Source organism: Lentimicrobium sp. S6 (assembly GCF_013166635.1).
Taxonomy (GTDB): domain Bacteria; phylum Bacteroidota; class Bacteroidia; order Bacteroidales; family UBA12170; genus UBA12170.
Genome location: NZ_JABKBZ010000078.1, coordinates 1 through 23,445, shown reverse-complemented (window position 1 = coordinate 23,445; position 23,445 = coordinate 1). Strand labels below are relative to the sequence as shown.

11 protein-coding genes and 1 pseudogene are annotated in these 23,445 nt (G+C 35.6%); 4 read left to right on the top strand and 8 right to left on the bottom strand.

The window, feature by feature from the left end; translation table 11 throughout:
- Nucleotides 1-777: 777 nt before the first annotated feature.
- Genes HNS40_RS18800 through HNS40_RS18790 form a run of 3 tightly spaced genes read left to right on the top strand, consistent with a single transcriptional unit; the run spans nucleotide 778 to nucleotide 8,902 of the window.
- A complete protein-coding gene (locus HNS40_RS18800) occupies nucleotides 778-5,004 on the top strand; it encodes a T9SS type A sorting domain-containing protein (protein WP_172283746.1) in 4,227 nt (1,408 codons plus the stop codon).
- Nucleotides 5,005-5,060: 56 nt separating this feature from the next.
- Nucleotides 5,061-6,983 (top strand): T9SS type A sorting domain-containing protein, encoded by a 1,923-nt coding sequence (locus HNS40_RS18795; protein WP_172283744.1) that lies wholly within the window; start codon nucleotides 5,061-5,063, stop codon nucleotides 6,981-6,983.
- Between the two features lie 14 nt (nucleotides 6,984-6,997).
- Nucleotides 6,998-8,902 (top strand): T9SS type A sorting domain-containing protein, encoded by a 1,905-nt coding sequence (locus HNS40_RS18790; RefSeq protein ID WP_172283742.1) that lies wholly within the window; start codon nucleotides 6,998-7,000, stop codon nucleotides 8,900-8,902.
- A 382-nt stretch (nucleotides 8,903-9,284) separates the two neighbouring features.
- On the opposite strand, the gene HNS40_RS18785 is transcribed toward HNS40_RS18790, so the two are convergent.
- Nucleotides 9,285-11,378: a tetratricopeptide repeat-containing sensor histidine kinase gene (locus HNS40_RS18785; RefSeq protein WP_172283740.1), complete on the bottom strand. Its 2,094-nt coding sequence runs from the start codon at nucleotides 11,376-11,378 to the stop codon at nucleotides 9,285-9,287.
- A gap of 144 nt (nucleotides 11,379-11,522) precedes the next feature.
- On the opposite strand from HNS40_RS18785, the gene HNS40_RS18780 reads away from it, so the two are divergent.
- Nucleotides 11,523-13,373, top strand: coding sequence for a Xaa-Pro dipeptidyl-peptidase (locus HNS40_RS18780; RefSeq protein WP_172283738.1), 1,851 nt, complete (start codon nucleotides 11,523-11,525; stop codon nucleotides 13,371-13,373).
- Nucleotides 13,374-13,792: 419 nt separating this feature from the next.
- Here the strand turns inward: HNS40_RS18780 and HNS40_RS18775 are convergent, their stop codons facing one another.
- The 7 genes and pseudogenes from HNS40_RS18775 to HNS40_RS23280 form a co-directional block, all read right to left on the bottom strand.
- The gene (locus tag HNS40_RS18775; RefSeq protein ID WP_172283736.1) at nucleotides 13,793-15,919 is read right to left on the bottom strand and encodes a tetratricopeptide repeat protein; all 2,127 of its coding nucleotides are present in this window, start codon (nucleotides 15,917-15,919) and stop codon (nucleotides 13,793-13,795) included.
- 100 nt (nucleotides 15,920-16,019) lie between these two features.
- A complete protein-coding gene (locus HNS40_RS18770) occupies nucleotides 16,020-18,461 on the bottom strand; it encodes a glycoside hydrolase family 2 TIM barrel-domain containing protein (RefSeq protein WP_172283734.1) in 2,442 nt (813 codons plus the stop codon).
- A 53-nt stretch (nucleotides 18,462-18,514) separates the two neighbouring features.
- A complete protein-coding gene (locus HNS40_RS18765; protein ID WP_172283732.1) occupies nucleotides 18,515-19,132 on the bottom strand; it encodes a T9SS type A sorting domain-containing protein in 618 nt (205 codons plus the stop codon).
- 206 nt (nucleotides 19,133-19,338) lie between these two features.
- Nucleotides 19,339-20,403 carry a VOC family protein gene (locus HNS40_RS18760; RefSeq protein WP_172283730.1) on the bottom strand — a complete coding sequence of 355 codons (1,065 nt, stop codon included), beginning with the start codon at nucleotides 20,401-20,403 and terminating at the stop codon, nucleotides 19,339-19,341.
- A 54-nt stretch (nucleotides 20,404-20,457) separates the two neighbouring features.
- Nucleotides 20,458-21,252, bottom strand: coding sequence for an SDR family NAD(P)-dependent oxidoreductase (locus tag HNS40_RS18755; protein WP_172283728.1), 795 nt, complete (start codon nucleotides 21,250-21,252; stop codon nucleotides 20,458-20,460).
- Nucleotides 21,253-21,537: 285 nt separating this feature from the next.
- Entirely contained in the window at nucleotides 21,538-23,106 is a 1,569-nt protein-coding gene (locus HNS40_RS18750) for a carboxypeptidase regulatory-like domain-containing protein (RefSeq protein WP_172283726.1), read from the bottom strand.
- A 176-nt stretch (nucleotides 23,107-23,282) separates the two neighbouring features.
- Nucleotides 23,283-23,445: pseudogene (locus HNS40_RS23280) on the bottom strand (IS982 family transposase); the annotation flags it as partial.

The window sequence follows — 23,445 nt, the reverse complement described above, 5'->3', positions numbered from 1 at the left end:
CAAAAAAGTATGAAGACACATTAGATTTGTCTTTCAAAACATCAACACAAATGCAGAACAAACAGTCTAAACTGTGATAATTATTGATGAATACAAAATCAATTCCCCCAGAATTTTGACTTGACCCGGCAAATCCTTGTTATTCGCGTTTATCCTGACCGGAGTGTCAGTGATTCCTTTTTCTTTGTGTGGAATGACAAATAAGTGCTTAAAGTGCCTAGAGTATTTATAGTTAGAAACACATCCCAGCTCATCAGCTTCCCTATCTCCAGCTCTGATGACCTTCCTGCCGAAGCAGGTTTAGCATTTAATCATAAAAAGAGAATCTGATAGCGCTATTATTATTTCATCATATTAGAAATATTCTAAATAAAAAAATCTATATGGCTGATAAACAAATAGATAAAATATTTAAGCATCATTTTTACAAAAAAGAACCTTAATTACTGTTATCGCAGCTAATAAATTTATACATTTGGAAGGCAAAATTTTATCTCGAAAATATGATTTTTCTTTACCAAATATTAGGCTTCATTCCAGCAAGAATAATATCAAATGATAGCAATTATTGCTATACCCCCCCCCCTGTATAGGTACACTAAAAATAGTATTGTTTCATGGAAAGAATATCGCTTACCGTATATTCTATTTAGGAAAGAATAAATTCGACCCGAGGTGGGTCATGACAAATCTCACCCTGTCATGACCCGAAAGCATTTAGCGATGCTCATCTCTCGATCGAATTCAAAAAATTATTCAATGCAAAATTAATATAAAATGAAATATAAATATATTTTCTTTGTTTTCATATTATCTGTAATGATAAATATGGAAGCAATGGCACAAGAAAACCCAATAGGAAGTTGGGTATTATCAAGTATAAATGAATATGATTACTCAAATAATGCTTATCATTACCAAAATCATCAATTATATTTTACAAAAAGTGGAATTAGCTCATCAATCCAACTTGATAATGGAATAATAACAGGTCCTGGTTCGAACGACTTTGCTGAATTTACAGGAGGTGCATATATGTGTACTATTGAGCAGGATTTTTATGTCATGGGGAAACATTATTTTTTTGGTGATGAATCAGGTGAATGGGAAACAAACGGAAGTGTAACCCGTTTAATTCATAGTGATTTTCAAATTATTAGGAGTATAGATGAAGATCTAGATTATAAAATGTTCTATTCTCAAGAATATGGAGGAGGATCTGCAAATGAACATACTTTGTTTCATGTGGTTGATGTAAAAATTGAGAATGGGGATATAAACTTCACAAGAACACCATTAGATCTCTCCAGTACTGGTGATTATCTAGAAGACAGCAAAGGAGTTGGGTTTATTATTTCAAATTTTGATTCCGATCTAGGTCAAAAATATTTATATGTCGTGGTAGGAGATTGGACTGACAACTCCATTGATAGTAAATTTGGACTCCAAAAATTTATTATTGATGAAGATGGTATTGAACATGAAGAAACATTATTAGAAAATCTTGAATCTGATGTATTTGAAAACAGTGATTTTCGAGGATATAATCTTGAAATGCAAGATAAAAATGAATTTGAAGCTCCGATATTTGCATGGATCACAACACCAAATCCAGGGAATAATTCAAAAATACTTATTTATAATTCAGAAGAAGATGATGAAGAATACGCCATAGATTTAGAAGTTGGCGCAATAGGAGGTATAGAATTTTCTCCATTCGAAAATGAAAAACAATTTCTCTACCTTAGTTGTGAAGATGAAGGAATTATTAAGCTAAATTATACAGACGGTTCTTATATAGTAGTCTCAGGAACAAGTAACTTTGGACATACCTATCTTCAAACAGCACCTGATGGGAATATCTATGCCGTTGCAGATAATGGACATAACTTAGGTGTCATAAATAGAAACACTGGATTGTTTAGTGCTAATGTTTTTGATTATGATCCAACTACAAATAATTATTTTCATAATGCCTTTACAGAAATAGGCAATATAAAATACTATACCCTCCCCGAAAACGATCTCCAAATGCTAAATACAAGCATTAGTACTAGTCCTGATATATGTGATTTAGAGTCAGGTAGTGCCACCATATGTGTTTCTGGTGGAATACCTGAATATAGCTTAGTAGCCTATTATGATGATCCAGAAATAGCTGGTTATAATTGGCAGGATATTAGCAACCTATTCGTATTTAATAGTGAACTTGATTGTTTCGAAGCCTCCAATTTAATGTGGGGTAATTATAGATACAAACTCACCGACCAAAGTGAATGTGAAGATGGAATAGAAGAGCAATTTGTAATACTTAAAGGCGATATGTACGATTTCTCTGAAAATATGTTAGAAATTGGGAATGATGCCCCCACAGAAATCTATGGCTTAGAAGATATGATTTGGGATTTGAATGATAATGATCCAGAGGAGGGTTTTATCATTGATGGAAAAATTCTTTTTAAGCATGGGTTTATATTAAAAGATAATAAAACACTTACCATAAATAACCTTACAATGGAGTTTGACCAGGACTTTATGGCTAAAGTTATTATTAAACCTGGTTCAAAATTAGTATTAAATAATTGTATACTTACTAATTATGAATGCTGGGATGCAGATGCCAAATGGCAAGGCATAGAAGTCTGGGGAAACAAAGGCCTTTCCCAAACTGAAGCAAACCAAGGAAAACTAGTTCTTAATAATACCACCATAGAACATGCCAACGAAGCTGTTCAACTATGGCGACCTGACTATTATAGCACTTCAGGAGGTATGATTTCAGCCATTAACTCTAATTTTTTAAATAATCATAGAGCAGTCGTTTTTATGGACTATAAAAACATGAAATTTGGTTTAGAGTGGGACTATAGTTCTGGATTTAGCCAATGTACTTTCGAAAATAATTCTGATTATATCATGGACAACCCATTCCTAGCTTTCGTAACTATGTGGCAAGTTAGAGGGGTAAGCTTTACAGCATGTGATTTTATCAATACTTCTGCTTTCCCTGAGAGTAAAGCCATTTATACTCTAGATGCTGGTTATAAGTTCAAAGGTAAATGTACGGGAGTTACTGGACCAAATGGCGAATGCGTAAGCGGTTGGGAAACCAACACTTTTACCAAATTTGAAAAAGCCATTGAGTCTGGAAATACAGTTGGTTCACCAGATCCGTATGCAATAACAATTGAAGATTCTTATTTTGAGAACAATCATTATGGTATTTTTATGACCACTGTTGAAAATGCCGCTACCATTATCAATAATGAGTTTGAAATTGGCAATAATGGAATAGACAATTTTGAAAAACAAAAATGTTCTTATTTCAGTGCCAGAGGTATCCAAATGAACCAAAGCTTTGGTTTCGATATTGAAGAAAATACTTTTAGTAAGATGCAAGGAACCACTGGTGGTGATGTGGTTGGTGTTTTGGTTTATGAATGTCCTTCTGAATCTGATGACATTTATAAAAATATATTTAATGGCCTTACTGCTGGAAACCAAGCAGAATTATGGAATAGGTTAAATCATTTAGTTGATGAACATGGTGTAACATATCTTTGTAATGAAAACACAAACAATACTATTGATATTTTTATTGCTGAGAACTCTATGATTACCGGACATGTTGGAAGCCTTCAAGAAGCGGCGGGTAACAAGTTTTCAATTACCAACCCTCAAATTCAAAATAACTTTACACAAGAAGTAAACTATTATTGGGTTGATGAACCTTATGAAGAATTAGAGTATTATTCTAATTATGTTACTCCCATTGAAGTGACTAATGAAAATGAATGCTTATCTAATTTTGGAAGTGGTGGAGGAACCGGTTTAGAAACCAAGTTGATATTAACTGATATTGAGAAATTAGAAGTGGAACAAGATTTCTATAGTAATTATCAGGATTATGAAGCCGTAAATATTCTTCTAGAAGAATTAAAAGATGGTGGTAGTACGGAAACAACCAGTTTAAGTATAGCTTCTGCACAAGCCACCGATACTTGGGAATTGCGTGCTAATTTATTAGGAATGTCGCCTTATCTATCAAAAGAAGTATTAATCGAAGCTACCGATAAAACGGATGTTTTACCGGAGTCTGTATTATTTGAGATCCTTTCAGCCAACCCCGATGAATTACGTAAAACAGATTTAATGGAACACCTTGAGAATAAAGAGCAACCCTTGCCTGATTATATGATTAATGTATTAAAACAAATGTCAACAGGTGTAAGTGCTAAAACTGCCTTAATTGGTCAAAAAACCAAATCTTTTGTGAATAAAACTAAAGCAGCTCAAACAATAATTCGCTCCATTAAAAACGAAGAGGAATTAAATATTGTGGAACTGAGAAATTGGTTGGGAAATATGGGAAATATTGAAGCAGATAAGCAAATTGTTGGAACATACCTTTATGAAGATAATTATACCGCAGCTAATAACCTATTAAATCTAATTCCGAATTTGTATAACCTACAAGGTGAAAAACTACAGGAGTTTAATGATTATAAGGAGCTACTTAATTTGCAAGTAGCATTAAAACAACAGGATAGAAATGTTTTTATGCTAAATAGTACTGAAAAATCTCAATTGATAGACTTAGCTGAAAATAGTAATGGCGAAGCTAAATATGGCGCCCAGAATATATTAAGCTTTGTTTATGGCGATAACTACTGTGATTGTATTAGCCCTATTAATCAAAATAAAGCTAGCACATCATCATTTTATTATTCACAAGATGATTTTGCAAAGGCCATGGGTTTAAGTATGGATATAAAACCAAACCCAGCAACTATTTATACATCAATAGACTATACATTACCTATTGGGATAGAAAAAGCTATGCTACAACTGATAAATGTTGAAGGTAAAACTCTACATACTGAAAATATTGATGGAGTTCAAGGACAAATTACTTTTGATATTAGAAATCATCCGAATGGAACTTATCTTATTAAAATCCAAGCAGGAGATTATCAACTAAGTGAAACATTAATTATTCAATAATTAATCTTAAAGAATGTGCTTATATTATAAGCGCATTCTTTTTTAACAACATAATTATGAAATCATTAGTCCTCTTATTACTATGTTCAATCTTTCCATATTTTATTTATTCTCAATTACCTAGAGATATTATTTGGCAATCTATTTATGGTACATCTGAAGAAGATGTAGTTCAAGATATTGTTGAAACACAAGATGCCATTTATATTTTAAGCAGAACAAGAATGATAACTGGCCCTGGGTACGATGAACATCACAATGATTTATTAGTAACAAAAACTAATATTGATGGTGAATATATTTGGCAGAAAAACTACGGTGGATCATTGGATGAAACCCCTGCGTCAATTGCATCAGATGATTTAGGAATGATTTATTTGGGTGCAGGCACATATTCTGACGATGGAGATATACAATCAGGAAATATGGGAGGTCATGATTTTTGGGTAGTTAAAATAGATACTTCTGGTCAGGTTGTTTGGGAACAAACCTATGGCGGCAGCATGACAGATTATGGAGCCTATTTATTATATCTTGAAAATGGGAATATTTTGGCTTATGGACCAACATTTTCATCAGATAATGATGTAAATATTAATTATGGTTATTTAGATATTTGGATTTGGGAGATAACACCCCAAGGTGAAATTGTAAAAAGTCGTGTTTTTGGAAGTTCGCAATCTGATAATATTTTCAGTCTGATACAAACAGATGATGGAGGCTTTTTTACAGCAGCACGTGCCGGTGCAAACGACGGTGTTGTGAATTCAGAACCAAGAGGTTGGCACGATGTATGGCTTTTGAAATTAGATGCCCAATTAAATATTGAATGGCAAAAACTTATAGGTGGAAGTAATTTTGATGCAGGAGGATATGGTCTTGCTCAACTGGATGATGGAGGGTACATTCTCAATGGCTCCACCAAATCATCTGATGGCGATGTACATGGATTTGATTTTCCGGATGTTCCCGATCAGGATGATATTTGGGTAGTAAGAATTGACAGTATGGGCAATATACTTTGGGATATAGCTTTAGGTGGAGATGAATGGGAACATAGTAGTAAGGTATTTGCAAATGAAGATGGGAGCTTTACCGTTTTTGGAACCACAAACTCACCTAATAATGGAGATGTGGTAGGTAAACACCATACTTTATTATATCCGCACAATATTAATTCTGATATCTGGATGCTTAAGCTGAGTTCCGAAGGAGAGCTATTAGATCAAAGATGTTTCGGGAATGCAAGTCAAACAAGACTTTCCAGAGCTGTGATAAAAAAATCAGATTCTCATTATCTTATAGCAGGAACTGGCTTTTCAAGGCAAGCAGACCCCGATAACCCTGAAGCTCCAACAGATGGAGAGGTTTGGGGAGGTTATGAATCAGAATCCTATGATATCTGGTTTTTTGAGGCCGTAGATTGTGAGTTTTTTCAACCAGATACACCCTCAGAAATAGAAGGAGAAGATTCTGTTTGTAGCAATAATTCGAGTCAATATACATATACCACACAAATAATAAACCCCCAATACGAGGAGGCTCAATGGTTATTAGAACCCGCAGAAGCAGGAGCACTAACTAATTTGCAAGATTCTGTTATTATTGAATGGAATAGCACATTCGAAGGACAAGCAGCATTGAGTGTTAGAAGCATTAGTAACTGCGGAGAATCAGCTTATACACAAGCCAAATTAATTGAAGTAGAAATTTGCCTAGGTTTAGGAGAAATCAATAAGAAATCCTTATTTCTCTATCCCAATCCAGCTACCAATCAAATCACCTTTGAGCTACCAAACATCAAAAAACAAAGCCAAGTCCAAATCAAAGATATCTACGGCAAGCTCATCGCCACATTAAATATAAAACCCAACCAAAGCCAGCTTATTTGGGAATGCGGTGCTTTTGCCAGTGGTGTTTATTTTTATGAGGGTGAGATTGGTGGGGAGGTTTATCGAGGGAAACTAATTATCAAATAAAACATGAAAGAACCATGAGAAAACTAATAATAATTTTGACTCTACTCTCATTTAATTCCATTTATGCTCAAGAAGTTGAAATCCAATGGCAAAACTGTTTTGGAGGAACTGAAAATGATATTACTGGAAATTATAGTAATTCAATAATAAAAATTAGTGCTGGATATTTAATTGGCGGTACAACTGGTTCAGATGATGGTGATGTTGCAGGAGGAAATCATGGTCCTGATGATATCTGGGTAATAAAAACAGATCTTTATGGGAATTTAATTTGGGAAAAAACATTTGGCGGTAGTGATTCTGACCGGCTTGATGCATTAATAAAGAGTAATGATAGCACTTGTTACTTCATTGGTCGTTCATATTCAACTGATGGAGATGTTGAATCAGGAAACCAGGGGTATGGTGATCATTGGTTAGTTAAACTCAATACTGATGGTGAGATAATTTGGGAAAAGACTTTTGGAGGTAGTAATATTGAGAGATTGGCAAATATTCAATTAACGCCAGAAGGAGATATATTGGTGCTTTCAAGAACTTCTTCAAGCGATGGAGATTTAAACTACGAAAATCCCGATGGTTCAAGTTATATTTGGTTTTACAAAGTAAGTAGCGAGGGCGAATTACTTTGGAGTGATGTATTTGGTGGAAATGGACCTAATTATGGTTTTGATCTTTTGCAAACATCCGATGGAGGTTATTTAATATTAGGTTCGTGCAGGGGCTTAAACGGAGGTTGTATATGTGACCATAATAATGCTGGAGATACATATTATAATGATATTTGGATGATTAAGCTAAATTCGGAGAGAGAAATCGAGTGGGAAAATTGCTATGGAGGGTCTGATTTTGATAATGGTAGAGAACTTATTGAAGAGGATAATGGTTATACCATATTAGCTACAAGTAATAGTAATGATGGTGATGTGGGCTATAATTTTTATAAATCAGATATTTGGTTTTTTCAAATAGATAAACTGGGTAATATAACCAATTCCAAAACCTACGGCGGAGGAGATCATGATAACCCTTATGCTTTATTCAAAAATGAAGAAAATGGAAATTATACTTTCCTCGGTAGTACAAAATCATACAATGGTGATGTTTCAGGTAATCACTGTGGCCAAGCTAACTATTGTTGGTATGATATTTGGTATGTAGTAATAGATAGTTTAGGTGAAATTCAGTATCAAAAGTGTATTGGAGCCTGGGGAGATCAAATACCAGGAGGAGTGTTAAAAATAGATGAAGGTCATTTTATTATTTCTGCTTCAGCAACTAAGGGAAATGATGATTTTGATATCACATGCGATTTTCACTACCCTTATGCCAATGAAGATATCTGGTTTTTCTCGCTCCTAGATTGTAACCAAAACCCACCCACAATACCAAGCCAGCCCATAGGCCAAGATACCATTTGTACATTAAGCTATACTAAAACCATTTATACCACACATATAACCAACCCACAATATGAGGAGGCCGTATGGTTATTAGAACCACTAGAAGCAGGAGAGCTCACCAATAAAAACGATACTGTCCTTATCCATTGGAATACAGATTATGAAGGACAAGCAACATTGAGTGTGAGAAGCACCAGTAGTTGTGGAGAATCGGAGTATTCAGAACCTAAAAACATAGTTGTACGAGCATGTGTTGGCATAGACGAAATCAATAAGAAATCCTTGTATCTTTATCCAAACCCTGCCACTAATCAAATTACTTTTGAGCTGCCCAACATCAATAAACAAAGCCAAATCCAAATAAAAGACATCTATGGCAAAGTCATTGCAACATTAAATATTGAACCCAACCAAGGCAACCTCATTTGGGAATGTAGTGGCATTGCCAGTGGTGTTTATTTTTATGAAGGGGAGATTGGCGGGGAGGTTTATAGAGGGAAATTAATTGTTCAATAAAAAAAGAGGCAGCCAGTCGGGGCGCGACTCCAAATCGCAGCCCGACAGCTTCGACCTTTCCAAGTTCAATATTGAGTTTTTTTGAAGAGCTCCTTCGTTTTTTGAAAAGTATAAAATGAAGATTATAGCAATCCATAATATTAATAGAGCGATGGAATACAATTCCATCTAAGCAAATGATATCGAATTTTAATATACAATCCCTTTTGCGGACTTTGTATGTTTTCCCTTTGCGTTTTCTTTGCGTGAAATGGCAAAAGCGATTGGATTGAAATACCATCTTACCAGATGTTTTTTACGATGATAAAGCTGAAATAAATGAAATTATAATGTTAATTTCGGAGTAATGTTGGTATTGTAGTTTATTCGGGATGACTACCATTTAAGACATATACAAAGGCAAAGAAATACAAAACTCACTACCTTCTCCCTCAGTACTTTTTACTCCAATATCGCCATTGTTTTTATGGATAAATTCTTGGCATAAAATCAAGCCTAATCCCGTTCCTTTTTCATCAGATGTTCCCATGCGTTGAACGTTTTTCTCCATTTTAAATAGACCATCCATAATGTCTTGACTCATACCAATGCCGGAATCTTTAAAGTGTATTTCGATATGGCCTTTCTTCAGCTTGCTGTATATATTTATTTCCCCTTTTTGATGGCAATACTTGGTCGCATTATTAAATAAGTTGGAGATGATAATCTTTATGGTTTCCTTATCCCCCCAAATATCAGCCTCCTCAATACTTGTTTCAACATCAATTTCTTTTAATGCAGCAGCTCCCAAATAGGCAGAGATGCTTTCCTTAACCAATGGCTCCAATTCCAATTTTCTCTTATTTAAATTCAGATGACCACTTTGAGAATTGGCCCAGGCCAATAGGTTTTCTAATAGTTTAAAGGTAAGCTGCGAATTGTTGGCGATGATATGAAGCATATTCATTCTTTCCGGGTCGCTATATTCTTTATAATTATTTTTGAGTTCATCGGTAAAGCCTATAATGGCAGTAAAAGGACTTTTGAGATCGTGGGCAATAATGGAGAAAAATTTGTCTTTAGTGGCATTTAAAACTTTTAGATTTTGTTCATTGAGTTCTAGCTTCTCAATGTTTTCTTCTAACTGAGATTTTTGTTCCTCTATTAGTTTGTGCTGAGATTTTAAAAGGGCATTATTTTTTCTAACCCTTAAGAAATAGAATATTCCAATCACAAAGATTAAAATGAGCAAAATAATACCGCCAATGGCCATCCTTAGCTTACTTTTTGCTCTAATATTTTCGTTTTCAAGTTTCTGCTCTAAGAGCTCTTTTTCTAGCCTTTTTCGCTTCAACTCATCTTTAATCTGTTGCTCTATTTCGTATTCACTGAGCAGGTTGGCAATATTATTATGATTTAAAGAATCCAGAGATTGATTGGCCAATTGTAAAGACTCAAAAGCTTTGGTATGGTCTCCAATTTTAGAATAAGCTTCTGATTTCTTTCTATAGATTGCTGAAAACTCTTCATTCATTTCTATGGATTTTGATAAGGCAATGCATTTATCAAAATACGCTAAGCTTTTTTTATACTTGTTTTGCTTTAGGTAAAGCTCACCAAGCCTACGGTAATACCTTGATTCTATTTGTATATAATGATTGGTATCTATGATTTGTTTGGCACTGTCAAGATACATGAATGCAGAATCAAACTTTTCTGTTTCTGTGTAATAGGTAGATATTGAGGTGAATAAGTATGCCTTCATATAAGAACTGAGAAATTTATGAAGATGAGATTTCACATAATTAAAGTTTTTATTAGCTTCCTCAAACCTTTTGTGTTCTACTTGAACTACCGCTATGTTTGAATAGGTTGGAATTACATCTGTAATTGGAGCATTTTCAGGCATAATATCAATAGATTTTTGAAAGTTAGAAACAGAAGCTTCATAGTTTCTAAGATGCATGTATATAGCGCCTAGGTTATTGTAGATTGTTGATAAGCTAACTGAGTCTTTCAAAGGAAGTGCAATATCCAATGATTTTAAATTATAGATCAAGCTTTGTTTTTGGTTTTTCCCATAAGAATATACATAGCTCAAACCTCGGTAGGTATCCAAGATATTTAGAGAGTCTTCTTCTTCCCAATAAATAGGTAAAGAAAGTTTGAAATTAGTAATAGCATCTAATAAATAGCCATGCTGCATGCTTGCTCTGGCTATATAGGAATAGGAAACGGCGAGGCCATGATTATATTGTCTGCTTTGAGCCAAGTCTCTTGCCAATCTGCTGTATTTTAGGGAGCTATCTGTACTGATGTTTCCATAAGAATAAGCGATTAGATTATAATTGTCGACTAATTTTTCAGGGCTGTCTTCAGTAGCATTTATAGTATGTAAAGAGTCTATTATCCTCTGCTCTTGAGCCTGGATGTTTGTTATAAATAGGAAAAGTAAGAAGATGGCAAATGATTGGTTTTTTCTCAGAAGGTGTTTCACGTTATCTCTCTTTATTTCTTGATAAAGATAGTATAAAAAGAAATACTTTGTGCATCATGATATCCATAGAGCTGAAAATTATAGTGATTCTAAACTTGGTCCTTGAGCCTAATATTTTTTATATCTTAGTCGAAAATATTAATCATGGTAAAAAGTAAAATCAGTTTCTGTTTAAGTCTTGGACTTCTTTTCTTCATCTTATTTCATTCCTCAATCATGGCGCAGGATGAAAACAAAGTGGGTCCCATTTTTAAAGATGGCGAAGCGCAAATAGTTCCGGAATTTGAGGATGCTGATCGATGGATTAGACATGATCTTTGGGTAGAAACGGAGTTCGATACCGATGGTGATGGGAAACTAGATCGTATGCATGTGGATGTGACTCGTCCGGGGCAAACTGAATATGAAGGCTTGAAACTTCCAGTCATTTATATTTCTAGTCCCTATTTTGACGGAATGGGTTCTGGCTCGTCCGACTATCTCTATAATGTACATCAGGAGCTCAATCAGCCTTCTCCTCAACTCGTTCATCCACCTGAGATTAAACGTAGAAATAAAAGACCTATCATTTCAAAATCGCATATTAAAACCTGGCTACCTCGAGGATATATTATCGTTCATTCTTCTTCTCCTGGAACTGGATTGTCCGATGGTTCTCCTACTGTTGGTGGTGATAATGAATCTTTAGCACCTAAGGCCGTTATTGATTGGTTATGTGGAAGAGCCGATGGTTTTACCACTAGAACAGGCGATGAAAAAGTAGAAGCTTATTGGTCAACTGGTAAAGTGGGAATGACAGGTACTTCTTATAATGGTACCATTCCTTTGGCTGCTGCCACAACTGGAGTTGAAGGATTAGAAGCTATTATTCCCATAGCTCCAAACACTTCTTATTATCATTATTATCGTTCCAATGGTTTGGTGCGATCTCCGGGTGGTTATTTAGGGGAGGATATCGATGTGCTTTATGACTTTATTCACAGTGGCGACGAGTCGAAAAGAGCTTATAGCAATAAGGTGATTCGTGATGGCGAGATGAAAGAGGGAATGGATAGAGTGACTGGTGATTATAATGATTTTTGGGCTGGTAGGGATTATCTAAATGATATGGAACCTATGAAGGCCGCTTTATTGATGTCTCATGGTTTTAACGATTGGAATGTGATGCCAGAACATAGCTATAGAATTTATGAGGAGGCTCAAAAGATGGGGATTCCTTCACAGATATATTATCACCAAAATGGACATGGTGGACCTCCTCCAATGACGATGATGAATCGTTGGTTTACCCGTTATCTACATGGGGTAGAAAATGGAGTAGAAGAGGATGCCAAAGCATGGATAGTGCGTGAGAACGACAAGCAAGATGAACCTACAGCTTATGAAAACTATCCTAATCCAGAGGCCAGTCCAGTGACTTTTTATTTAGGGAAAGGAGCTCCTAAGCAAGGAAGCCTAATGACTTCAAAAATGCAGAATCAAGGTCAAGAGACTTTAACTGATAATTATTCATTTTCAGGAGAGGCATTGGCACAAGCGGAAGAAACAGAACATCGTTTAATATATGTCAGCCCTATCCTTAAAGAGGATATTCATATTTCCGGAATCTCTACCATCACCATAAAAGCTGCAAGTAATAAACCTGCTGTAAACCTTTCTGTCTATCTGGTTTCTTTGCCTTGGAATAAGAGCAGAAGAGCTAAGATTACCGATAATATCATCACTAGAGGATGGGCAGATTTGCAAAATCACAAATCCTTAAGAGAAAGTGAGCCCTTAAAGCCGGGTGAGTTTTACGAGATGACTTTCGAAATGCAGCCCGATGATCAAATTATTCCTGCAGGACAACAAATTGGTCTGATGATTTTTGCAAGCGATAGAGATTTTACACTGCTTCCTGAACCAGGAACTAAGCTTACTATTGATCTAGATGGAACAAGTATCACCATTCCTATTGTTGGAGGAGAAAAGGCTTTTGCTAAAGCTATAAAATAGAATGTTCAATGTTTGGAAGTTCAAAGTTTATATTTTCAGGACAAACCTTTCAAATTGTTATAGTTTTAATATCAAAAGCTAGCGCGTAAATTTTTTCTGTGCAGAAACAATAACAAAAAAGCTAATTTTGACCGTACGGATTGCAAATCCGCACTAGCCGTGGTTTTGTACTCATTTTAAATATTGTGATGAGACTTTATTATTGTTGAAATAGTAATAAAGTAATATGGTTTTATAGTTGTTAAAACTATGTACTTTAGTGTTTCAGCTTCTACGAATTTTATGGTTCGAAGCAGGGAGCCCGAAGCTAGAAGTAAATTTACTTCAGGCTTCTATCTTCTGTCTTCCAGCCATATTTGGTAATTTTTAGAACGAATTTCAATCGTAATAAAATTTATGGTAATTCAGACCATAGTAGTTTAGTTAATCTTCACCCCAATCACACAAACATCATCAATTTGGTCCAAGTCTCCTCGCCAGCTTTCAAAGGCTTGGTCAAGGTGAATCTTTTGTTCCGACATAGAAAGTCCTTGGATGTCTAATAGCATCTTCTTGAATGCTTTGGCTTTAAGTTTTTTGCCTTTCTCTCCTCCAAATTGGTCTACATAGCCATCACTGAAAATGTAAAGCACATCTTCTTTTTCTAATTCAAAGCTATGGGTTTGATAGGGTTTGGGATTATCATATTTCCCGATAGGTTGTTTGGTGGCTTTGGTCTCTATGATTTCTCCATTTCTGATGATCCATAATGGATTATGAGCGCCTGCATATTGCAATTGATTTCCTTTTAAGCTGCATAAAGCAATATCCATTCCATCTTGTACTTCCTCGTCTGACTTCTCAAACTCCTGAACAATAATATCTCTGGTTTTGTCTAAAACCTCCCCTGGCTTTGATAATGAAAACTCCTTTACCGCTCTATTTAAGCCATTATGACAAACCACAGAAACCATGGCCCCCGGAACACCATGACCGGTGCAATCTGCCGCGGCAAATAGTATCAAATCATCTTTCTTTTCCATCCAATAGAAATCACCAGCTACTATATCTTTCGGTTTATAGAGGATAAATGCATCTTTTAGATATTCGTCAACGATATGATCAGGCGGGAGGATGGCCTTTTGAATACGTTTGGCATAATTAATAGAATCGAGTATTTCTTTATTTTTCTCTTCTACTTCTTTCTTTTTTTGTTCGATGAGTATATTTTGTTGACGAGTAATGCGGAGTCTATTATAAATGAATCCTCCAAAAAGAATCAGCATAAAAACACCTCCATATAGCGCAAATCGTTGAGTACGTTCTTGTTTTATTTCAGCTTTTTGTGCAGCTATCTGAGCATCGGTTACTTTTTTGGCTTCCATCATTTGTATGCTATCTGCGGTGGCTTGCTTTTCGTAGGCATATTTAAATTCTTGTCTAATGGCTTGCTTCTGGTTTTCTTCGCTGAGTATGGTATCTCTTGTACTGATATATAATTGGAACATATCATAAGCCTGACTATTATTTCCTTGGGCTTCATAGGCTTGATAGAGGGTTTGTGCCGCATTTTTAATTTCAAGATTAATATCTGATGCCTTTCCAATGGCTAGTGATTGCTTGGCAAGTTTTATGGCCATTTTGTAATTATTCAATTGCAAATAGGTTTTGGCCATATTATTCTGACTGCTTGCTATACCTTTTTTACTATTGATTTGCCGATATAGATGCAAGGCCTCATCAAACTGTTTTAAGGCTAAGGTGGGCTTCTTTAATTGTAAGCTAATTCCTCCCAAATTATTATATACATCTGCCACCCCCATGGGATATTGAATGCTTTCATAGATTTTTAGGCATTTATTAAAATACACGATGGCTTCATCTGGTTTTCTTTGTGTGCTTAGAATATGACCGATATTGATATAAGCATAAGCAATCCTTCTCTGATCATCTATATCTTCTAGTATTTCTATGCTCTTAAAGTAAAAATCAAGAGCTTTCACCATTTCTTCTTGGTGATAATACATGGTCCCTAGATTAATCAAAGAACCTGCCTCACCTCTTTTGTCGCCTATTTCTTCACGTATTTTTAAACTTTGATGAAAATAATCTAATGCCTTTGCCGTATTCACTTGCAATAGGTATACATAGCCAATATTATTTAATGAAGTTGCCATTCCTTGCTTATTCCCAATTTCTTTCTTAATGGCTAAACTCCTAGAATGGAAATTCAAAGCTTCAGTATAATTTCCTTGCTGATTATAGGTGCTCCCCAAATTATTTAAAGCAGAAGCCATTTCTCTTTTTATCTCTATGACTATATTACTGTCAGAAATGCTTTTAAGATATTTTTCTGCCATCTCCACAACTGTGCTATTTAAATAAATAGAGGAGTCTGGATATTTGGCATATACCAATTCATCCCATGCCATATAGGCTTTTAAAACCTCTAATGGATTGGTGCTGTTTTGGGTGATTTGAATAAGACTGTCTGCTTTTTCTATAGGTCTAGAAATACCAATAGTTATAAAAGAAATCAATAATAAAAGGAGTATACTTTGTTTCATGAAGGCTTGTGTTTATGCTTTCCAAATATAGGAAAAGAAAGGATTCGTCCTTCCTTTTGTGAGCTTAAAATCTTAAAATAAAGGAAGATGTACGCCTTGGTTAATGCTTTTTTGTGCTTGTTAAACGAATGGAGGCCTTTTGCAATCCTTCTCCTTCTACAATGAGTTTCATTTCTCCTTCTTCATGACTAGATTGAACTAAAACCACCAATTTCCCACTAAATAATTTCATGTTTGGCAAATGGAAAAGCTCCAAAGAAGTGGCATCTCCATTACAAACCGCTCTGAAACTTCCTTTTCCTTGTACTGTAAATGAAAGTGCATTGGTGGCTGTGGGACATGGATTCCCATGCTTGTCAACTAACGAAACGGTGACAAAAGCTAAGTCTTCACCATTGGCTCTTAAGCTGCTTCTATCAGTCTCCAAAAGAATTTGTTGGGCCGCACCTGCAGTGTGAATTTCTTTTACAGCAGCCTCCTCTCCATTTTCATTAAAAGCGATTACTTTTAGTGTGCCTGGCTGGTATTTTACATCCATCCACATCAGACGGTAGCGGTTTTGAGGTGTTTGCTCATGTTTTTTCTGTATACCCATGCTTTTTCCATTCACAAAAAGCTCAGCGCTATCATAGCTGGTATAAACAAATACAGGAGTGGTTTCGCCTTCTCTGCCTTCCCAATTCCAATGTGGAAGAATATGTAAGGTTTCCTCCTCTGTATTCCAGCGGCTTTTATACAGGAAATACCTGTCTTTGGGGAGTCCTGCTAAATCACATATTCCGAAATAGGAGGAGCGTGATGGCCATGCCTGATCGTAGGGTGTGGGTTCGCCCAGATAATCAAAACCCGTCCACACAAATTCTCCAATCACCCAAGGTTTATCGTCTTGTAATACAAAATCATCATCGGGTAAATTAGACCAGCTACAATATTCCAAATCGTAGGAGGAGGATTGAGAATCATCATACTTTTTCATCATGGCTTTCTCCACTGGAAATTTATAGATTCCTCTAGAACTTACAGTGGATGCCGTTTCTGAACCCAGAATAAAACCTTGAGGAAAGGTTTCATAAGCTTCCTCGTAAAGATGGACTCTATAGTTTAGTCCAGGAATATCTAATAGTGCTCCAAAGCCTGATTCCATAGTAGCTTTCACTTGGTCCATCCCAACTGTAACAGGTCTTGTGGGGTCTTCTCGGTGAAATACATCTTGTAAAAACTGGGCTCTTTTTACTCCTTCTTTTCCCCATTGGTCTGGCACTTCATTGCCCGAGCTCCACATGACAATACAAGGGTGATTACGGGTGGCCCTCACTAAGTTCACAATATCTTTTTCTGCATATTCCTCAAAGAATCTATGATATCCACTGTCTACTTTAGCCACTGCCCACTCGTCAAAGCTTTCTGCCAAAAACATCAATCCCATTTCATCGCAAAGCTCTAATTGTTCCAATGATGGCATATTATGAGAGCTCCTCACGGCATTGACACCCATATCTTTCAATATTTGTAATTGCCTCCTTAATGCCGATTTATTAATGGCTGCTCCCAAGGGACCCAAATCATGATGCAAACAAATGCCTTTGAATTTTCTTACCTCACCATTTAGACTAAAGCCTTTATGGGCTTCATATTTTATTTCTCTAATGCCAAATTTCGTTTTTATTTCGTCTAATAATTGTTCTTCCTTGAATAGTTGAGTATGAGCAGTGTATAGATAAGGATTCTCTGGACTCCAAAGTTGTGGGGTGGGGATAAACAGTTCTTGCTCAAATTCTTCAGTGTTTAAACCTTTAGAAGCAATAGAAGTTATTTCTTTTCCCTTGGAATTATAGATGGTCGTTAATAAGCTATTATTCTCCCCATGGGTTTTGGTTTTGATATTTACGGAGGCTTTTTCGGAACTTATTTTGGGTGTAGTGATAAAGCTTCCCCACTGTTCTATGCTTTCTTGGTTTTTGATAATAAGAGAAACATTTCTATAAAGTCCAGCACCAGGATACCAGCGTGAAGAAAGGCCTCTGTTTTGAAGATGAACAGCTAAAGTGTTTTCTTGGTTTGAAAGGAGTTCATCAGTAATATCGAAGTAGAAATAACTATAGCCATATCCCCATTCTCCTACTTTTTCACCATTTAAAAAGATTTTAGGTTCGCTCATTGCGCCTTCAAACAGGAGCAATACTTTTTGGTTTTTATGAAGCTTAGGAATATCAAAATGGGTTCTATACCAAGCTTCTCCTATATAGGGTAATGCGCCTGTTCTTCCTGTTTTCTCTGAGGCTTTCTCCTCACCATTTTGTATGATGGCCACCGTTTGTTTGTCAATTTCCTTATCGAATGGACCATAAATGGCCCAATCGTGAGGAACTTGAACAGTTTCCCAATCTGAATCATTGAAATCAATTTGATAGGCTGATTTTTCTGGTCCTTTTTGAAACTTCCAATTCGTTTTTAATTCCTTCACTTCTCTTACTTGAGCTATGGAAATCACAGGAAGGATAAGAGTATACAGGAGTAGGGCGCATGTGCGGATACAGTTCATGATTTCGGAGATTATATACTGGAGTAAAAATAGTATAAATCCGATTAGCTCTTTTAATGAGCAATTAATAATTTGCCTTTTATTTCTTTATCATCTAATAAAATAGAAAAGAATAGAAGCCCTGACGACCATGGAGCACTATTGATTTCAAAATAATTCTCTCTGCTTTGACTTTGATAAATCAATTGGCCATTGAAATTATAAATATGTAATTGGGCAGTATTAAAATCGGGATTGTCAAAATATATATTGGCTTCTGAATGAATAGGTTGGGGTCTTATTTGGTAACCCTCCTCATTTTTGTTAACCAATGTGATAGAGATCACTTCAGAAAAAGAGCTGGTTCCGAGTTCTAGCTTATAATAGTTTTTTTGGTTTTTTAGAGGATTCAAATCAACAAAACTATAGGGTTGAGGAGTATCTGCATCTCCGCAAACACCTTCTATTCGTCCTATAGGCGAGAAGTAAAGAGAGTCGGACGAGTGAGTTATCGTAATTCCATTACAGGTGCTTCCTTTGGAGATGGCCCATTTAAGTAATACTTCATCTTGATTTTCAGTAGCCTCAAAGTAATCCAATTCGGTTCTTTGAGCCAATAAAATATTGGATATCAGAGTTAAGCCTAATATTATACTTAGCGAAAGATGATATGGTATTCTTTGAGGAAGCATGATTTATTTATTCCATTTCCTTTTTAGACGCATGAAACTTCGAAATCTAACATCATACCAATATTAAAATGAAATAAGGGTTATAATTTCATTTATTTTACCATAGCTAAGGCTATGTAAAAATATTTCGTCTTGATAAATCTTAAATACTCTAAAATTATTTAACGCTAACATCATCTCAAAATTGGTATCACAAAGATATAAATTTAAGATTTTACTCTCATGAATTTAAAGGCTTTGAACATGTAGTTAGGTAGTGGTTTTTCGCCTCTCTTTTTTAAGTTCAAATACCAGCCTATTTTTTTGATCAGCGGTATCTTATGTGTTTCCACAAATTCAATCAAAGTTCCTTCGGGAGCTTGTATATAAGAGAAATTTCCTGCGGCTTCACCCATATCGAATGAATCCATGGCTTTCGCGCTATCAACGGTAAAAGGAAATCCTTTTTGCTTTACCTCCTCACGAAGTTCATCCATGCCATTAATATCGAAGCAAAGATGAATAAAGCCTGGATCACCCCAGATTCTGCCATCAAAAACACCCTTTGGTTCTCTATCTTTTACTTCAACTAATTCTATTTGTGAAGGCCCTAAAAGGGGAGAAAAACTACCATTACGATTTTGGGGATGTGCGAGTATAATTCGTCGGGATGAATTCTTTGAACCAGGAACCCCTTGCCAATCTTCAAATAACCCATTACCATCAAATATGACCTCAGTATAGTTTAAAATATCGCGATATACATTCAGGCTATCGTCTATGTTTTTGGTACCAATTACAACTCCGAAAATACCACCATTCACTTTCCCATCTTTCTGAAATAAATGTGAATCCTCTACTATTTCCCAAAGATTATTATAGTCATCTTTTATATAGAAATGGCGAGCGCCAGTAGGTGATTTAGAAATATCAGTAATCAGTTTTATGTTTTGTTCTTTATATTTCTGGTAGGTCTCTCCAAGGTTTGATGACTTTAGTTTACCCACACAAATCCCTAAATCGCCTAATTGAATTTCGAAAGTTTGAGGACTGGGCTTTTTGCCGGTATGCTGCCAAATTTCGAACCCCCCTCCACCTTGCATATTGAGTGCTAAGATGGCATGACGCTCGCGGGTTTTGTTTTGGGTATGAGGAAGCATAAGTTCTGCAATAGCTGCTTCTTCAAACATTTTAATATCCATTCCGAATTTTTCCCGATACCAACGGAAACCCTCTTGAACATTCAATACTCCCACTCCTAACTGTTGAATTCCGTTGATTCTTTTTGACATATAATCTATTTCTTCAAGGTGTTAATTGTCGTTTATTTGTTTAAAATTCTAAGTCTACATCGGTTTTATACTTCGGGCTAGTTTAAAAGCTAGACCTGGTAAAAACCTTTTTATTTTAAGCATGTTCAGCTCTTTTCCCCCAACAGGAATCTCATATTTTTCTTTTCTAATCCCTTTTATAATTTGTTTAGCTGCTTTTTCGGGGCTAATACCATTGGCTTGACCATCATCCATCTTCCCATGCTCTTTACCTTCTTTGTTGAGTGCAAATTTGGAAATATTGGTTTGTATTCTTCCACCCATTATCATCGATATTCGAATGCCTTTGTCATAGTTTTCAGCCAGAATACTTTCGAAGAAGCCGTGCAAAGCATGTTTTGAAGCAGAATAGGCAGAGCGATAAGGAAAGCCAAATTTACCGACTAAACTTGATGCTACAGCCATTTGCCCTCCTCCATTTTTTATCATATGTGGAAGTATTGCTTTTGCCAAGGTAATGACACCAAAAAAATTCACTTCCATTATTTTCCGGTCGTTTTCAATGGGTGTTTCCACGGTTAATGATCGTTGACTTATTCCTGCGAACTGATATAAACCATGAATGACTTCTCCTTCAGAAATAATCTGTTGAGCACTTTGGAGAATTTGTTCTTGGTCAGACATGTCTAAACTAAGCATCCGAACTTTACTGCCATTATTTTCAATTTCTTGAGCAGTTTCTTTTAATCCTTTTAGATCTCGGTCTGAAATGATGATTTTTAAACCTCTGTTAGATAGAGCAATAGCTGTTGCTTTGCCCATGCCTGAACTAGCACCCGTTATCCAGATGGTTTTATTTTTGAAATCCATGTTTTATCCGTTTCGTCATTGCAAGTTGAAAATACTTCGATATTAGAAACAGAAATGAATTCCTAAATTGATTTTCGTATTCCCTAGTGCCTTATTAGCTCTCGAAAATAGTCTTTTTTTTGACAGAAATGATTGAAGAAATGTCAAGATATCATAAACTAATTCACAGTGCAAAATTCATAATAAGGATGGTGGTTTTTAGTAAAATGATGACAAAAAAGTAGGGATAGCTTATTAAAACCATCCCTACTATGCTAAATCAATTTATTAACTCTATCCTTATAATTATCTTTTAATCAATTTTTCTGTATACTCTTTATTATCAGTTGCTATTTTAATAAAATAGACTCCATCAGTTAGCTCATTAATCTTCAATGGAGTGGTCATGGTATTGCAATCACTTTTCCTTATCATTAATTGACCAGTATTATTATAAACCTTTATAGAATTGATGGCTTCATCTGATTTTATGGAAACTACATCGGTTGCTGGGTTTGGAAGAAGAAGGATGGAATTAGATTCTACATCGTTAATGCCAGTGATTAAACTACAATCTATAGAAGTTCCATTATAAATCTTCTTAGTTAAGTTATCTTGCACAAAGGCTATAATAGTACAGTGTTCAAAGTCTAAGATATCATCTAAAGTTAAATAGAATTCATATTCATTTTCGCCAACAGCAGTAAAGTCGAGTTCCGTACCATTTTCATCCGGGAACATGGTTCTTTCTACAAAGTTTAACTCTGGGTTTCCTTGCCATTCTTCGGGAATGTGGTTTTCTACTAATACCAAATGTAAACGCATATGATCAGAGTTTACCGGCCCAAAGTTTTTAATGTTTGCACTTCCATTTACGGTGTTTGCCATCATATCAACTTGAAGATTGTTTAGGCTGATTTCCACGGGAGTTTCTTGACTTGAATAAGAGTTAATGATGTTAAGTATTTCGGTCTCGCCGACAACACCAACTGTAGCTTCTTGTCCCATATAGGTAAGGGTAGGATAAGCCACTACTCCATAATATCCATTTCTAGCACTAGCATATTCATTTTCATAAGGGTCGCTGGCATGATAAGCAATGATATTGACTGGAGCACCACTTTCATATATTTCATCAATGGTTGGTGATAAGGAACCACAAGGTCCACACCATGTTCCTGTAGATTCCTCAATAATTACTTTGTCAACGGAGACATTATTAAGCTCATATAGGCTAATGTTTTGCTCATGAGAGCCTTCTGTGATTTCCAAATCGCCAAAACCTTCGTAATATCCAGTATAGTTAGCTGTATATTCATAGGTGCCACTTGCTATGTTTTCAAAGTTCACCATTCCACTTGCATTGGTAGAGGCTTCTTGTCCCGCAAATTCTACCATCACATTTTCCATAGGTGTATTGTCAGTCATTTTTACCACTGTAAAACTGGCAGAATTACTAGCAGTGCTGAGCTCAAAGTTGATTTCTAATTCATCTCCATCATTTATCACAATATCATTTTCAACTGCAACAGCAAAAGAAGAACTGGTAGCTGTAATTTTATATGTTCCAGGTAAAACCATTCCATAAGAATATAAGCCATCAGTTTCAGTGAACTTGATAATGTAAGAACCATCACTACCATCCGTTGCTTCTAATTTCATTTCTACATCGGACACAGGATTTCCATTTGAGGCATCACTTACTAAGCCAGAAATGCTACCATGTGAAGGTAAAGACCATGGAAAAGACATCACCGTTACTTCATCGTTATAAGTAAATTGTTCTAGCTCTATGCCAGCACCTGTTTCTAAATCATAAGTAAATAAACCACCATAAATACCCGGGCTCACCCAAAAAGCAGCATGATACATCATATCATTGGTTTTATCATAAGTACAACCTTGAAGATAATCGAAATTATATCCAGATTCTCCAATAGCAGTGGCTGTTCCTGTTATAGGGTCGATGGAATATAGTTTATCATCATTGGTATCTATTCCCCAAAGGTTTCCTCTAAAATCGGCTCCTATACCTACTAACCCGAGTTCGATTATAAAAACAGAGCTAATTGATCGTCTTTCTCCAAATCATATTTTATAGAAGGTTTTTTAGCAAAGAATGAATATGCGATAAGAGCGGCGATAATATTGGAGATAAAATTTTCAAAACTTCTGTGCCTAGAATGTTCAATTTGGCACATGTTTTTTAGTTCA

Coding starts and splice junctions, on each gene's coding strand:
- HNS40_RS18800 (WP_172283746.1), top strand. CDS start 778: ATGAAATATAAATATATTTTCTTTGTTTTCATATTATCTGTAATGATA.
- HNS40_RS18795 (WP_172283744.1), top strand. CDS start 5,061: ATGAAATCATTAGTCCTCTTATTACTATGTTCAATCTTTCCATATTTT.
- HNS40_RS18790 (WP_172283742.1), top strand. CDS start 6,998: ATGAGAAAACTAATAATAATTTTGACTCTACTCTCATTTAATTCCATT.
- HNS40_RS18780 (WP_172283738.1), top strand. CDS start 11,523: ATGGTAAAAAGTAAAATCAGTTTCTGTTTAAGTCTTGGACTTCTTTTC.
- HNS40_RS18775 (WP_172283736.1), bottom strand. CDS start 15,919: ATGAAACAAAGTATACTCCTTTTATTATTGATTTCTTTTATAACTATT.
- HNS40_RS18770 (WP_172283734.1), bottom strand. CDS start 18,461: ATGAACTGTATCCGCACATGCGCCCTACTCCTGTATACTCTTATCCTT.
- HNS40_RS18765 (WP_172283732.1), bottom strand. CDS start 19,132: ATGCTTCCTCAAAGAATACCATATCATCTTTCGCTAAGTATAATATTA.
- HNS40_RS18760 (WP_172283730.1), bottom strand. CDS start 20,403: ATGTCAAAAAGAATCAACGGAATTCAACAGTTAGGAGTGGGAGTATTG.
- HNS40_RS18755 (WP_172283728.1), bottom strand. CDS start 21,252: ATGGATTTCAAAAATAAAACCATCTGGATAACGGGTGCTAGTTCAGGC.
- HNS40_RS18750 (WP_172283726.1), bottom strand. CDS start 23,106: ATGATGTATCATGCTGCTTTTTGGGTGAGCCCGGGTATTTATGGTGGT.